General features: G+C 68.6%; 11 protein-coding genes. 7 read left to right on the forward strand and 4 right to left on the reverse strand.

Annotation, left to right across the window (positions count from 1 at the left end; genetic code table 11):
- Nucleotides 1-226 precede the first annotated feature (226 nt).
- The 5 genes from BLV92_RS25455 (at nucleotide 227) to BLV92_RS25475 (ending at nucleotide 6607) form a co-directional block, all read left to right on the forward strand.
- Nucleotides 227-1897 (forward strand): ABC transporter substrate-binding protein, encoded by a 1671-nt coding sequence (locus BLV92_RS25455; protein ID WP_090550469.1) that lies wholly within the window; start codon nucleotides 227-229, stop codon nucleotides 1895-1897.
- A gap of 1 nt (nucleotide 1898) precedes the next feature.
- On the forward strand, nucleotides 1899-2828 hold the full coding sequence (locus BLV92_RS25460) for an ABC transporter permease (RefSeq protein ID WP_090550471.1): 930 nt from the start codon (nucleotides 1899-1901) through the stop codon (nucleotides 2826-2828).
- Entirely contained in the window at nucleotides 2825-3724 is a 900-nt protein-coding gene (locus BLV92_RS25465; RefSeq protein ID WP_090550474.1) for an ABC transporter permease, read from the forward strand. The genes BLV92_RS25460 and BLV92_RS25465 overlap by 4 nt, the downstream gene beginning before the upstream one ends.
- The gene (locus BLV92_RS25470; protein WP_090550476.1) at nucleotides 3721-5484 is read left to right on the forward strand and encodes a dipeptide ABC transporter ATP-binding protein; all 1764 of its coding nucleotides are present in this window, start codon (nucleotides 3721-3723) and stop codon (nucleotides 5482-5484) included. Before BLV92_RS25465 ends, BLV92_RS25470 begins: the two co-directional genes overlap by 4 nt.
- A gap of 166 nt (nucleotides 5485-5650) precedes the next feature.
- Nucleotides 5651-6607, forward strand: a complete 957-nt coding sequence (locus BLV92_RS25475) for a sulfonate ABC transporter substrate-binding protein (protein ID WP_090550479.1) — start codon at nucleotides 5651-5653, stop codon at nucleotides 6605-6607.
- 47 nt (nucleotides 6608-6654) lie between these two features.
- Here BLV92_RS25475 and BLV92_RS25480 read toward each other — a convergent pair whose 3' ends face one another.
- The 4 genes from BLV92_RS25480 to BLV92_RS25495 form a co-directional block, all read right to left on the reverse strand.
- Complete coding sequence (locus BLV92_RS25480) at nucleotides 6655-7626, reverse strand: D-2-hydroxyacid dehydrogenase family protein (protein WP_090550481.1); 972 nt, start codon at nucleotides 7624-7626, stop codon at nucleotides 6655-6657.
- A gap of 105 nt (nucleotides 7627-7731) precedes the next feature.
- On the reverse strand, nucleotides 7732-8892 hold the full coding sequence (locus BLV92_RS25485; protein ID WP_244283919.1) for an FUSC family protein: 1161 nt from the start codon (nucleotides 8890-8892) through the stop codon (nucleotides 7732-7734).
- A 193-nt stretch (nucleotides 8893-9085) separates the two neighbouring features.
- Entirely contained in the window at nucleotides 9086-9430 is a 345-nt protein-coding gene (locus BLV92_RS25490; protein ID WP_090550484.1) for a DUF4148 domain-containing protein, read from the reverse strand.
- Nucleotides 9431-9562: 132 nt separating this feature from the next.
- Complete coding sequence (locus BLV92_RS25495) at nucleotides 9563-10507, reverse strand: LysR family transcriptional regulator (RefSeq protein ID WP_090550487.1); 945 nt, start codon at nucleotides 10505-10507, stop codon at nucleotides 9563-9565.
- A gap of 101 nt (nucleotides 10508-10608) precedes the next feature.
- Here BLV92_RS25495 and BLV92_RS25500 point away from each other — a divergent pair, with 101 nt between their 5' ends.
- Both BLV92_RS25500 and BLV92_RS25505 read left to right on the forward strand, forming a co-directional pair.
- Nucleotides 10609-11433 carry an NmrA family NAD(P)-binding protein gene (locus BLV92_RS25500; RefSeq protein WP_090550488.1) on the forward strand — a complete coding sequence of 275 codons (825 nt, stop codon included), beginning with the start codon at nucleotides 10609-10611 and terminating at the stop codon, nucleotides 11431-11433.
- Between the two features lie 410 nt (nucleotides 11434-11843).
- On the forward strand, nucleotides 11844-14708 hold the full coding sequence (locus BLV92_RS25505) for an ATP-dependent Clp protease ATP-binding subunit (RefSeq protein WP_090550492.1): 2865 nt from the start codon (nucleotides 11844-11846) through the stop codon (nucleotides 14706-14708).
- The last annotated feature ends 102 nt before the right edge of the window (nucleotides 14709-14810 follow it).

Here is a 14810-nt window from a genome sequence, read left to right on the forward strand (position 1 = left end):
CCATCGCTTCGTGCGAAGAATATGCGCGGCATCAAATATCGATAGCAACTTTGCTTCGTTGCGCCGCGTGCCGCGGCGAAATTAACCTTGACGGTCTGTTCCGGAGATAACCCCGAATGACCCGTCACGTATCGATTCCCGCGCAGCGCGTTTCATGTTTCGGACTGCGGCCCATGCCGCCGTCCAGCCAGTTTCATCCGATCCCCTTCGCGCGGACGGCGGCCCGATGAAGGCCGCTCCGTTCGCCTGCGCGGCGCTCGCCGCGACCGTGGCCGCGCTCGCGTTGAGCGGCTGCAACGACGACAAGGACAACGCCGGTTCGAATCCCGTCGCGCAGCAGAAAACCGCCTTGACGCCGGTGTCCGGCGGCACGCTCACGTGGGGCGTGACGACCGAGCCGGTCTGCTTCGACCCGCACCGGTCGTCGCAGCAGAACTCGTTCTGGGTGATCCGCAACTTCATCGACTCGCTGATCGACAAGCAGCGCGACGGCAGCTACGCGCCGTGGCTCGCGAAGTCGTGGACGGTGTCCGACGACGGCAAGGCCTACACGTTCAACCTGCGCGACGACGTGCACTTCACCGACGGCACGCCGTTCGACGCGCAGGCGGTGAAGGCGAACTTCGACTACATCCTCGCGAACGCAAGCACGACGTCCGCGTCCGCGTCGCTGCTGGTTCACTACGATCACACCGAGATCGTGTCGCCGTACGTGGTGCGGCTCGTGATGAAGCAGCCCGACTCCACGACGCTCGAATCGCTGTCGAGCGTGAAGCTCGGCTTCATCTCGCCGAAGGCGCTCGCGTCGAACGCCGATCTGTGCAGCGGCGGCCCCGGCCTCGTCGGCACCGGGCCGTTCGTGTTCAGCGCGTACCAGCGCGGCCAGTCGGCGACGTTCGTGCGCAATCCCGACTATCGCTGGCCGGCCGGCGGCGCGCATCACCAGGGGGCCGCGTATCTGGAGCGCGTCGTCTACCGGTTCCTGCCCGAAGCGGCGGTGCGCACCGGCGCGCTGAGTTCCGGCCAGGTCGATCTGATCGAAGGCGTGCAGCCGACCGACGCAAGCGTGTTCGACAAGGTGGACGGTTTCCAGTATCTGAGCGGCCCGTCCGCGACCACCTCGTTCACGCTGAACGTGAACTACACGGCGGCCCCGGCCGACGACGTGCGCGTGCGGCGCGCGCTGCGCGACGGCTTTGATCTCGACGCGATCGTGAAGAGCGTGTATCTCGGCACGGTGCGGCGCGCGTGGTCGAACATCGGCCCGGACAATCCGGACTACGCGGCGGCGCTGAACGGCTCGTGGGGCAACAACGTCGCGCAGGCGAACCGGCTGCTCGACGAAGCGGGCTGGACGACGCGCGACAGCGACGGGTTCCGCGCGAAGGACGGCAAGCGGCTGTCGATCGAGGTCGGTTATCCGCAGCCGTACGTGCGCGACAGCCGCGACGTGCTGATCCGCGCGATCCAGTCGGCGCTGCGCCAGAACGTCGGCCTCGACCTGAAGCTGCGGATCACGACGGCCGGCGACTTCGCGAACCAGAAGGCGACCGGCAACTGGACGATCTATCCGAACACCGACAACCCGTCCGACGTCGCGATGGAGTTGTGGGACATGCTCGGCGACCACGGTTTCCTGTACGACTCGATCCATAACCCGGACCCGGTGATCGTCGGACAGATCAACCGCGCGCGCCTGCTGCCGGTCGGCGACGAGCGCCGCAAGCTGCTCGGCGACGTGCAGCGGCGCGCGGTGGACGAAGGGTACATCGTGCCGCTGTTCGCGCCCGCGTATCACCTCGCGGCGAAGTCCACGGTGCACGGCATCGGCTTCGAGCCGGAACTCGACGGGCCGGCGAGCGCGTACGAGATCTGGGTCGAGAAGCAGGGGGCCTGACATGCTGCGCCAGGTCGCCACGCGCGTCGTCACCGGGCTGTTCGTGCTGTGGCTCGCGGCGAGCGCCGCGTTCGTCGCGATCCACGCGCTGCCGGGCCGCATCGAGGACATCCTCGCGGGCGACCTGTCGTATCCGGGACTGCGCGACGCGATCGCCGCGCAGTGGGGTCTCGACCATAGCCTGCTGTGGCAATACGGGCAGTTTCTCGCGCGGCTCGCGCACGGCGACCTCGGCACGTCGTTCGTGATGCAGCAGCCGGTCCGCGCGGTGCTCGGCAGCCAGTTGTGGCCGACGGTGCAACTGGCGGGCTCGGCCGGCGTGCTCGCGCTGGCCCTCGCGCTGATCGTCGCGACGGCGACGGCCGGCGCGAGCCACGGCCGCGCCGCCTGGGCCGGCCGGCTCGCGTCGATGCTCGAACTCGGTTTCACGTCCACGCCGGTGTTCTGGCTCGGCATGCTGCTGCTGATCGTGTTTTCGTTCCACTGGCGGCTGTTCCCGGTGTCCGGCGCGTCCGGCTGGCGCTCGCTGGTGCTGCCGGCGATCACGCTTGCATTGCCGACCGCCGGCGTGCTGTCGCAGGTGATGCGCGAGGCGCTCGAAGCCGCGCTCGACCGGCCGTTCGTGACGACGGTGCGCGCCCGCGGCGTGTCCGGCTGGGGCCTGCGCGTGCGCCATCTGCTGCGGCACGCGCTGCTGCCGGTCGTCACGCTCGGCGGCTGGCTGATCGGCGGGCTGCTCGGCGGCGCGGTGATCACCGAGAAGATGTTCGGCCGGCCCGGCCTCGGCAGCGTGACGCTCGAAGCGGTCACGTCGCAGGACGTGCCGGTCGTGCTCGCCGTCGTATTGCTCGCCGCGTTCGTGCACGTCGTGATCTCGACGCTGCTCGACGTCGCGTACCTGTTCATCGATCCGAGGCTGCGCAGCCAATGAGCGACCTTTCCGCTTCTTCCGGTTCTTCCCGTTCTTCACCTTCGCGCCGCTCGTTCGCCACGCCGCGCGCGGCGTTCGTGCGGAGCGTGCTGCATGCGCCGGCGGCGGTTTTGCTGTCCGCCGCGTTCCTGCTCGCGCTGGCGTTTTCGATCGCGCTGCCGCACGCGGTCACGCCATACGACCCGCTGGTGAGCGACGTCGCGCACGTCATGCAGCCGCCCGACGCCGCGCACTGGTTCGGCACCGACCGGATCGGCCGCGACGTGTTCGCGCGCGTGATCTACGGCGCGCGTTATTCGCTCGTGATAGGCCTCGCGAGCATGATCGTGAGCCTGCTGATCGGCCTCGCGATCGGCATGACCGCGGGGCTCGGCCGGCGTTTCGTGGACGAAGGCGCGTCGCGCGTGTTCGACGTGCTGTCCGCGTTTCCGCCGATCCTGCTGTCGCTGTTCGTCGTGTCGTTCCTCGGCCAGGGGATCGTGAACATCGCGGTCGCGGTCGGCATCGCGGGCATCCCGAAGTTCGGCCGCGTGCTGCGCTCGCAGACGCTCGTCGTGCGCCGCGCGGACTACGTGACGCACGCGGTGAGCTATGGGCTGTCGCGGTCGCAGGTGTTCGTCCGGCACGTGCTGCCGAACGTGCTCGCGGCAGTGCCGGTGATCGCGACGATCGACGTCGGCAGCGCGATCATCGCGGTGTCGGGACTCAGCTTTCTCGGGCTTGGCCCGCAGCCGCCGACGCCGGAGTGGGGCGTGATGCTGGCCGAGGGACGCGACGTGCTGCGCGTCGCGTGGTGGCCGAGCGTGTTTCCCGGCCTTGCGATCACGCTGACCGTCGTCGCGTTCACCGTGATCGGCAAGCATCTGTCGCGGCAATACGGAGTGCGGACGCGATGAGTGGCGATTTCACGTCTGCGCGCACGCTGATCGACGTGCGCGGGTTGTCGATCCGCTTCGCGCACGCGAACGGCGGCCGGCCGCTGGTGAGCGGCGTGGACCTGACGGTGCGCGTCGGCGAATGCGTCGCGCTGGTCGGCGAATCCGGCTCGGGCAAGAGCCTCACCGCGCGCAGCCTGATCGGCCTTGCGGGGCCGGGCGCGCAGCTGGAGGCGGCGCGGTTCGACCTCGACGGCCACGCGGCGCTGCATTACCGCGAGCGTCAATGGCGCGCGGTGCGCGGCGCGTTCGCGGGCCTCGTGATGCAGGACGCGCTGGTGTCGCTCGATCCGCTGCGCACGATCGGCGCGGAGATCGGCGAGGCGCTCGCGCTGCACGGCGACGGCCCGCGCTCGCGGCGCGAGCGGATAACGCGCGTGCACCGGACCATGAGCGACGTCGGCATTCGCGAGCCGGAGCGGCGCGCGGCCCAGTACGCGCACGAACTGTCCGGCGGCTTGCGGCAACGCGCGCTGATCGCGTCCGCGATCGTCGCGTCGCCGGCGCTGGTGATCGCGGACGAGCCGACGACCGCGCTCGACGTGACCGTGCAGGCCCAGGTCCTCGCGGTGCTGGCCGGGCGGCTGCGCGCGGGCGTCGGCGTGCTGCTGATCAGCCACGATCTGGCGGTCGTCGCGGACATCGCGGACCGCGTGCTGGTGATGCATCGCGGCGAGGTGGTCGACAGCGGGCCGACGCGCGATGTGCTGGAGCGGCCGACCCATCCGTACACGCGGCAACTGCTGGCCGCGCAGCCGGGCGAGCAGTCGCGCGGGCATCGGCTCGGGTCCGCGCGCCTCGTTGCCGACGCGGCGGATCCGGCCGCGCGCGACGGCCGCGCGTTGTCGATCGTGCGCGAGCCGCTGCCCGCGCGTGCGCGGTCGTCCGGCGAGATCGTGCTGCGTGCGAGCGGCATCGGCAAGCGCTATCCGAAGTCGGGTGCGAAGTCGGGCGCGAAGTCGGGCGCGCGCGATGCGGAGGCGTTCGTCGCGCTCGACGACGTGTCGTTCGAGGTGCGCAGCGGCGAAGTGCTCGGCATCGTCGGCGAGTCGGGGTCGGGCAAGAGCACGTCCGCGAACATCGTGCTCGGGCTGCTCGCGCCGTCGGCCGGCAACGTCGAGTTCCTCGGCACGCGCTGGAACGGCCCGGACGTGGACGAACGCGCGCGCCGCGCGCTGCGTTCGCGCCTGCGCTACATTCCGCAGGACCCGCTCAGTTCGTTCGATCCGCGCCATACGGTGCGCCAGTTGCTCGAAGAAGGGTTGTTCTCGAAGCGGCTGCCGAAACGCGACGTGCTCGACCGCAGCGTCGAACTGCTCGAACAGGTCGGGCTCGACGGCGACTTTCTGGAGCGGCGGCCGTTGTCGCTGTCCGGCGGCCAGCGGCAGCGGATCGCGATCGCGCGCGCGGTCGCATCGGAGCCGGCGCTGATCGTCTGCGACGAGCCGGTGTCCGCGCTCGACGTGTACGTGCAGGCGCAGGTGCTCGACCTGCTCGCGACGCTGCAGGCGCGGCTCGACATGGCGCTGCTGTTCATCTCGCACGATCTCGACGTGGTGCGGCACGTGAGCGACCGCGTGCTGGTGCTGAAGGACGGCCGCGTCGTCGAGACCGGCGACGCCGAAAGCGTGTTCGCGTCGCCGTCCGCCGCCTATACGCGGCTGCTGATCGAATCCGCGCCGTCGCTGCGGCGGCAGCGCGAGCGCGCGGCGGCGGCGTAGCCCGCATCGTTCGCCGCGACCGCGCGCGCGGTTATCCACGAACCGCGATTAGCTTTACGCGAAAGATCACTTATTCGAACGGCGCGAACCGGTTAGCATGGCTCGCCTCGTCCGCCGCAGCGGACGACACGACAACACCACTGCAACCTGCTACGGACGTTCGACGATGAATCGCACGACACAACAAGGCCGCCGGACCTTCATCGCGGCGCTCGGCGCCACGCTCGCGGGCGCGGCGCTGCCCGCGTGGGCGAAGTATCAGCCCGACCAGTTCCGGATCGGCTATCAGAAGGCCGCGAGCACGCTGGTGCTGCTGAAGGCGCACGGTTCGCTCGAAAAGCGGCTCGCGCCGCTCGGCCTCAAGCTCTCGTGGACCGAATTCCCGGCCGGCCCGCAGTTGCTCGAAGGGTTGAACGTCGGCGCGATCGACTTCGGCTACGTCGGCGAAGCGCCGCCGGTGTTCGCGCAGGCGGCCGGCGCGGACTTCGTCTACACCGCATACGAGATTCCGACGCCGCATGCGGAAGGCGTCGTGGTCGCGCGCAATTCGCCGATCCAGCGCGTCGCGGACCTGAAGGGCAAGAAGGTCGCGTTCAATCGCGGCTCCGACGTGCACTGGTTCATCGTCGCGCTGCTGCGCAAGAACGGGCTCGACTTCGGCGACATCCAGCCGGTCTACCTCGCGCCGGCCGACGCGCGCGCCGCGCTGGAACGCGGCTCGATCGACGCATGGGCGATCTGGGATCCGTTCCTCGCGGCGGTGCTCGCGCAGAGCAACGCGCGCCTGCTCGCGGACGCGCAGAACGTCGCGAGCCATCATCAGTTCTTCCTGAGCCAGCGCGAGTTCGCGCAGAAGCGCAAGGACGTGATCGCGATCGCGATGGAGGAACTCGGCAAGGAAGGCCAGTGGGTCCGGCAGAATCCGTCCGCGGCCGCCGCGCAGCTCGCGCCGATCCAGGGGCTCGACGCGGGCATCATCGAAGCGGGCCTCAAGCACTACGAGCACATCTACAAGCCGGTCGACGCCGACGTGCTCGCCGAGCAGCAGCGGATCGCGGACACGTTCTACGAACTGAAGCTGATCCCGCGCCGCATCGTCACGAAGGACGCGGTGCTCGCCTGAGCCGCGCGCGGCCTTCGTGCCGTTCGATTCTGCATCTATCGCGCCGTTCACACCGGCAGTTCGCGCACCGGCTTGCCGTCGAGCCATGCGCGAATGTCCTCGACCGCCTGCGGATACGCGGCGCGGTAGGTTTTCTCCGTGACGTAGCCGATGTGCGGCGTCGCGACGACGTTCGTCAGTTGCCGGTATGGATGGTCGGCCGGCAACGGTTCGTCGTCGAACACGTCGAGCGCCGCGCCCGCGATCCTGCGCGCCGACAGCGTCTCGATCAGCGCGGGCTCCGACACGATCGGCCCGCGCGACGTGTTGACCAGAAACGCGGTCGGCTTCATCCACGCCAGTTCATGCGCGTCGACCAGATTGCGCGTGCGGTCGCCGAGCTTCAGGTGGATCGTCAGCACGTCGGCTTCGCGGAACAACGCCTCCTTCTCCACGCGCTGCACGCCGGCCTCGGCCGCGCGCTCTTCGGTCAGGTTCTGGCTCCAGCCGATCACGCGCATGCCGAACGCGACGCCGATCTTCGCGACCGCCTGGCCGATGTTGCCGACGCCGAGCACGCCGAGCGTCTTGCCGTGGATATCGACGCCGACGCGCGTCTGCCAGCCGCCCGCGCGCAGCGACGCGGTCTCGAACGGCAGATGGCGCGTGGCCGCGAGGATCAGCGCCCACGTCAGCGCGGGCGTCGCGGCCGGGTCGCCGCCCATCGTGCCGGACACGACGATGCCGCGCGCCTTTGCCGCCTGAAGGTCGATCGCGGCGTTCCACATGCCGACCGTGACGATCAGCTTCAGGCGCGGCAGCCGCTCGATCAGCGCGGCGTCGAAACGCGTGCGCTCGCGCATCAGCACCACCGCGTCGAACGGCGCGAGCCGCGCGGCCAGCGCGTCGGGATCGGCTTCGTGATCGTGGAAGAACACGGTGTTCGCGCGCGGCTGCAGGCTCGACCAGTCGGCGAGCGTCGGCGCGACGTGCTGATAGTCGTCGAGGACGGCGATGTTCACGGCGGAAGTTTCGGGCATCGAATGACCTGTAGCGGGGTGGACGGACAAGAAGCCGGTAGTCTAGTCGCGCCGCCGTTTTTTCGCTGGACGTAGCGTCGAAATCGCCCGAACGACAGGTCGTTGTCAGGTAGCGGCCGGCGCGTCGCGTGGCGCGGCGGCGCTATCGTCCTTTGCCTCGCGCGCGTCCCGTGTGTCCTGGGCGTCCGGCGGCAGATGCTCGGTATGCAGGTCGCTCAACCGGCACAGCAGGATGCCGTAGCCGGTCAGATGCCCGAGATAGACGCTCGTGAACACCGACGCGGCCGGCAGCGCCTCGACGAGCGCGCGCAGGTCGGCCTTGCGCAGCGGCTTGCTGTCGAGCGCCGGCCGCTCGACGCGCAGGTCCGCGACGTCCGCGAGACGCCGGTGCGCATGGACGAGCTTTGCCCAGCCGCCGAGCCACGCCGCCTTCCACTGCGGATCGAGCGCCGCGAACTCGTCGTAGAACGTGTCCATCGTTTCGAGGAAGTTCACGACCGAATCGAATACCTCGTGATAACACCAGAACAACGGCAGCCGGTCGCGGTTGCGCTTCAGATGCGACGAGATCCACGCCTGTTGCAGATCGAGCTTCAGCAGCGCATGCGCCTGCTTCAGGTTCGTGCTCGACGTGCGCAGCCGGCCGGTCAGCGACCTTAGCTGATCGCGGTCCAGCGTGCCGGTGCTCAACTGGTCGAGCACGTCGATGGATTGCGCGTTGCCGTCGTTCACGAGCGTGTTCGCCCAGTAGCCGTGATCGGGCGGAAACACGATCTGCTGGATCAGGAAGCCGAGCAGCATGCCGAGCACCACGCCGAGGAGACGCTGCTCCAGCAGCGGGATGTGCTCGCCGGTGTACAGCACGAGCGTCATCGGCACGGTGATGCTCGTCATCTGGAACAGCGACGGCCGGAGCTTCACAATCGAGAAGATCAGCAGCGGCAGCAGCAGCGTGCCGAGCAGCAGGTCCGGCGCGGTGAGCCAGATCACGAGCGTGCCGAGCGGCATCGCGACGAGGTTCGACATCACGCGCTTGTAGAAATAGCCGCGCGCGGACGAGATCGACGTGCCGAGCGCGAGCGTCAGCATCGTCGAGCCGGCGAGCGCGACGGCCGCGTCCGGAAAACCGGCGTAGTACGGAATCGCGAAGCCGATCCACAGGCCGATCGTCAGCTTCGTGTACTGCGCCATTTCGGACAGCGAGAAGCGCGCGATCCAGCGGCGAAACGGCGTGAGCGGCTTGTGCGCGTAAGGGGCGGTTGACATGGTTCCTGCCGGTTCGATGGCGCCGCCGTCGGGCCGCGTGCGCCGGGGACGGCGCACGCCGGACGGCGCGAAGCGCAGCCAATATACCGCGTGTCGCGACGGCGTTACAGCGAGGCTGGCCGCGGGTTACCGGTGTCGGGCAGGACCGCGGCGGGCGGGCCGGCGCATGGACGCCGATCCGCCGCGGGCCGCATCAATGATGCGCGTACAAGGAGCCGGACACGTCATGCGCCGCGATGCGCTCGCCGGATGCGCCGCTGCCGTCGCGCGCGCCGCCGAGCGCGTCGCGGGTCAGCGCGGCGTCGTTGCTGCGCGCGTGAATCTTCGCTTCGGCAGCCTGAATGTCGGCCGGATAGTGCGGGTCGTTCGCGCGGTTCGGCCGGTAGCCGGCCTGCTCGATCTGCACGAGTTCCGCGCGGACCTGCGCGCGGGTGAGCGGCGACGCGGATTCGCCGGCATGGCCGGCGACCGGCAGCGCGGCAGCGACGGCGGCGGTGAGGGCAACGGCGGCGGACGCGATCAGATGACGGATGTTCATGGCAGTTCTCCTTCGGTTCGATGAATGGGCGAACGGATCGTTCGGGATGAATAGTGGTCGAACCGGCGGAAAACTGAAATAGCATCAAGAGCATCGCATGCATGCTCTTATGTCATCAAGACGGTGACGGTTTCATGCGCGCCGTTTGCGGTCGGCGGTTTTCGCGGACGGCTCCGCGAGCGACACGATGAAATCGAGGAACGTGCGCACCTTCGCCGGAACGTGATGGCGCGACGGATACAGCGCGTACAGCGGGAAACGTTCGTCCGGCCAGTCCGGGAACAGTTCGATGAGCCGGCCGTCCGCGACGAACGGCTCGACGCCTAGTTCCATTACCTGCGCGATCCCGTGGCCGGCCAGGCAGACGCTGTGCATCGTGCCCACGTCGTTGACCGTGAGCCGGCCGGCCGCGTCGACGGTGATCTTCTTGCGTCCGCGATGGAACTCCCATGCGAACGGATGGCCGGTGTCCGGGTCGCGGAAATGGATGCACGCGTGCGCGTCGCTCGCGAGGTCGGCGGGCTGCAACGGCCGGCCGTGGCGCTTCAGGTACGACGGCGCGGCGACGGTCAGGATCCGCGTGTCGAGCAGCTTGCGCGCGACGAGGCTCGACGGGCGCGGAAAGCCGAAACGCACCGCGAGGTCGAAGCCGTCCGCGATCATGTCGCCCAACTGGTCGCGCGTGACCAGCTCGATCCGCAGTTCCGGATACTGCTCGACGAACGCGCCGAGCCGCGGCGCGAGCACGAGCCGCGAGAAGAACGGATCGACGTTCACGCGCAGCTTGCCGCGCACGGCCGTCGCGCCCTGCGCGGTGGACGTCGCGGCTTCTTCGAGCGCCGCGAGCAGCGGCATCACCTGTTCGTAGAAGCGGCGGCCTTCGTCGGTGAGCTTCACCGAACGCGTCGTGCGGTCGAGCAGGCGCACGCCGAGCCGCGCTTCGAGCCGCGCGATCGAGCGGCTGACGCCCGACTGCGACATGTCGAGCCGCTCGCCGGCGGCCGCGAAACTGCCGCTGTCCACGATCGCGGACAACACGCCCATCCCGTTCAGGATGCGTTCGTCGAATCCCGCCATTGATGCACTCCCGGCATGAATCAAATGACGTCGATGTTATCGCGAAAGCACGCGGCGCTGCGCAGAATCGGCGCAACGAAAGTCATCGGGTGCGGGGGAAGATGTTTGCGATTACCGGCGCCGGCGGGCGCGTCGGCGGCGTCGTGGCGCGGCTGCTGCTCGCGGCGGGCGAGGATGTGACCGCGGTCGTGCGCGAGCGTGCCGACGGCGACGCGTGGGCCATGCAGGGTTGTGCAGTCGCGGTCGTGCGGAGCGACGACGCGCGCGCGTTGACGCGTGCGTTCGAATGCGCGGAAGGCGTGTTCGTGCGGCTGCCTTTTGCCGGCCTGGCGGCATTGCACGATTCGTCATCGCTGGCGGCGATTGCGGCATTGAAGGACGCGCTCGTGGCGGCCGCTCCGGCGCGCGTCGTTTGTCTGTCGGCGTCAGGCGCGCACGTTGGACATCGCGGTTCGCCGGCATCGCTCGCGTTCGCGCAGATGGAGCACGCGTTCCGCGCGCTGCCGATGCCGGTTGCGTTCGTGCGGGCGGCATCGTTTTCGGAGAACGTCGCGCCCTTCATCGAGGCCGCCGTGACGACCGGCACGATTCCCGGTTTCGCGTATCCGCTCGACCAACCGATACCGATGGTCGCGACTGCCGATGTCGGGCGCGTTGCAGCGGCGTTGCTCAGGCAGACGTGGGCCGGCGTGCGTGTGCTCGAACTCGAAGGCCCGACGCGGATCACGTCGAACGAAATCGCGGCAGCGTTTGCGCATCTGCTCGGCCGCGCGGTGCGGATCGAACGGATGAGTGGGGATGGCTGGCCGCGAGGATGTGTCGCGGATACGGTCGAATTCGAAAACCCCGCGCACACGATTAAAGGCACGTTACCGTTCGAAAAAGTGCTGCGCGGGCTGATTCAGCGCGCCTTCGACTCCGCGTGACGCCCGCGGGTTGCAAAGTCCCGGGTTGCAAAGTCCTTACGCCGCTCGCGTTGCGGTTCGATGTCGTTCGTGTTGCAGCGCAGTCCGAATTGTCACGCGGCGACGCGCTGCGCGCCTATGCCGCTGCCCGTGCATTTGTAAGCCCCCTTGCCCCCGTTGCGCGCGGTGCACTATCTTTTGGCGTAGCACCTGGCGCGCGCCGCCGTTCATGCGCGTTGCAGCAGGCGACGACGACCCGGCCGGCATCGTGCGGTTGGCGGCACGACGCGATGCAGGCCGACAGGTGCCCGAAGCGAAGCGGCGGTTCGCCCCGTGCGAGGCCGGCATGTATCGTGCGGTTCCCGGTGCCGGGTCTTCGTCGTGCGGGCAGGCCGTCTCCCTGCATTACGCAGCCAGGAGCCCACCGCGCCATGCCTTCCTCTCTTTGCGAAATCTGCCATGTCCGTCCCGCGGTCGCGCGGGTCACCGTCGTGCAAAACGGCGAACGCCGGACGATGTCGATCTGCAACTACGACTATCGCCAGTTGATGCGCCATCAAAGCATGCTGAATCCGTTCGATTCGCTGCTCGGCGGCGGCGGGCTGTCGCGTTTCTTCGGCGACGGCGGGGACGGCCAGCCGCACGACGACGAGCCCGACGACGCATGGTCGGCCGAGGTGCCGCGCGAATCGGTCGATCCGACCGACGCGTTCAGCGAGCAGACGATGGAACTGCTGCAACGCGCGGCCGAAAAGGCCCACGAGTTGCGCCGCAACGAACTCGACAGCGAGCATCTGCTGTACGTGCTCGCGGACACCGACGTCGTCGTCGCGCTGCTGAAGGAACTGAAGCTGTCGCCGCAGGACATCCAGGGCTACATCGACGCGCACGCGCAGACCGGCACCGCGTCGCCGGACGCGTCGATCGAGAAAATGACGATCTCGCCGCGGCTGAAGAAGGCGTTTCAGTTCGCGTTCCAGGCATCGCGCGATCTCGGCCATTCGTACGTCGGCCCCGAGCATCTGCTGATCGGCCTCGCGTCGGTGCCGGAGAGCATCGCCGGCACGCTGCTGAAGAAGTACGGCGTGACGCCCGAGGCGCTGCGCCAGAAGGTCGTGAAAGTGGTCGGCAAGGGCGCGGAGGACGGCCGCGTCGATACGCCGACCGGCACGCCGACGCTCGACAAGTTCGGCCGCGATTTGACGGTGCTCGCGCGCCAGGGCAAGCTCGATCCGGTGCTCGGCCGCGCGCAGGAGATCGAAAGCACGATCGAGGTGCTCGCGCGGCGCAAGAAAAACAACCCGGTGCTGATCGGCGAGCCGGGCGTCGGCAAGACGGCGATCGTCGAGGGGCTGGCGCAGCGCATCGTGAACGGCGACGTGCCGGAAGTGCTGCGCGGCAAGCGGCTGGTCGAAGTGAACATCAACTCGATGGTCGCGGGCGCGAAGTATCGCGGCGAATTCGAGGAGCGCGCGAAACAGCTGATCGACGAGGTGACCGCGAAGCATGACGAACTGATCCTGTTCGTCGACGAACTGCATACGATCGTCGGCGCGGGGCAGGGCGGCGGCGAGGGCGGCCTCGACATCGCGAACGTGCTGAAACCGGCGCTCGCGCGCGGCGAACTGAGCCTGATCGGCGCGACCACGCTGAACGAATACCAGAAGTACATCGAGAAGGACGCGGCGCTCGAACGCCGGTTCCAGCCGGTGCTGGTGCCGGAGCCGACCGTCGAGCAGACCATCGTGATTTTGCGCGGGCTGCGCGACAAGCTCGAAGCGCATCATCAGGTGACGTTCGCGGACGATGCGTTCGTCGCGGCGGCCGAACTCGCGGACCGCTACATCACCACGCGCTTCTTGCCGGACAAGGCGATCGACCTGATCGACCAGGCGGCGGCGCGGGTGCGGATCGGCTCGACGTCGCGGCCCGCCGCCATTCAGGAACTCGAAGCGGAGATCGCGCAGTTGCGCCGCGAGCAGGACTATGCGTCGTCGCGCAAGCGGTTCGACGAGGCGAAGCGATTCGAGGAGCGCATCGGCGACAAGCAGAGCGCGCTGGACGAAGCGACCGAGGCATGGCAGCGCAAGACCGGCTCCGAGACGCTGGAGGTGACGGTCGAGGCGGTCGCGGAAGTCGTGTCGCGGCTCACCGGCATTCCGGTCACGGAACTCACGCAGGCGGAGCGCCAGAAGCTGCTGAACATGGAGGAGACGCTGCGCGAGCGCGTGGTCGGCCAGGACGACGCGGTGGTGGCGGTCAGCGACGCGGTGCGGCTGTCGCGCGCCGGGCTCGGCCAGACGCACCGGCCGATCGCGACGTTCCTGTTCCTCGGGCCGACCGGCGTCGGCAAGACCGAACTCGCGAAGGCGCTCGCGGAAGTCGTGTTCGGCGACGAACAGGCGATCATCCGGATCGACATGAGCGAGTACATGGAGCGCCATGCGGTGGCGCGGCTGATCGGCGCGCCGCCGGGTTACGTCGGTTACGACGAGGGCGGCCAGTTGACCGAGCGCGTGCGGCGGCGTCCGTACAGCGTGATCCTGCTCGACGAGATCGAGAAGGCGCATCCGGACGTGAACAACGTGCTGCTGCAGGTATTCGACGATGGGCGGCTCACCGACGGCAAGGGGCGCGTGGTCGATTTCTCGAACACGATCCTGATCGCGACGAGCAACCTCGGCTCGGCGATCATCATGGAGAACCTGACGCGTCCCGAAGCGGCGCGGACGACCGACAAGGCGCTGCGCGACGAACTGATGAAGGTGCTGAAGGGCCACTTCCGGCCGGAGTTCCTGAACCGCATCGACGAGATCATCGTGTTCCATGCGCTGTCGCGCGAGAACATCCGCGCGATCGTGCAGATCCAGCTCGATCGCGTGGTGCGCACGGCGGCCGCGCAGGGCATCACGCTGAAGATCGACGCGTCGCTGGTCGAGCATCTGGTCGATGCCGGTTATCAGCCGGAGTTCGGCGCGCGCGAACTGAAGCGCCAGGTGCGGCTCGACGTGGAGACGAGGCTCGCCAAAGAGATCCTCCGCGATACGCTGGCGACCGGCGACACCGCGGCCATCGCGTACGACAGCGATAGCGGGCAGGTGACGATCAGCAAGATCGCGACGCAGCCGGATGTGAAGGAACCCAGGGCGGCATCGAAGCCTGCGAAGCCGCCGAAGTCTCCGCCGCCGGATCGGGATGCGATCGCGGACGAGATTGCGTCCGACGATATCGCGGGCGAAGCGCCGCCGCGTTCGAAGAAGAATGGCAAGGGCGCGGGGAGTCCGGCGCGGAAGTAATCGAGTGTGAACGGGCGCGGCGGCCGGATGAAGCGCGGCCGCCGTGTGCGTTTCTATACCCCCGCAGCCGCACGACGTTTCGCTTCCTGCGCATCGCACCCA

This window comes from Paraburkholderia caballeronis, assembly GCF_900104845.1.
In the GTDB taxonomy this organism is placed as follows: Bacteria; Pseudomonadota; Gammaproteobacteria; order Burkholderiales; family Burkholderiaceae; genus Paraburkholderia; species Paraburkholderia caballeronis.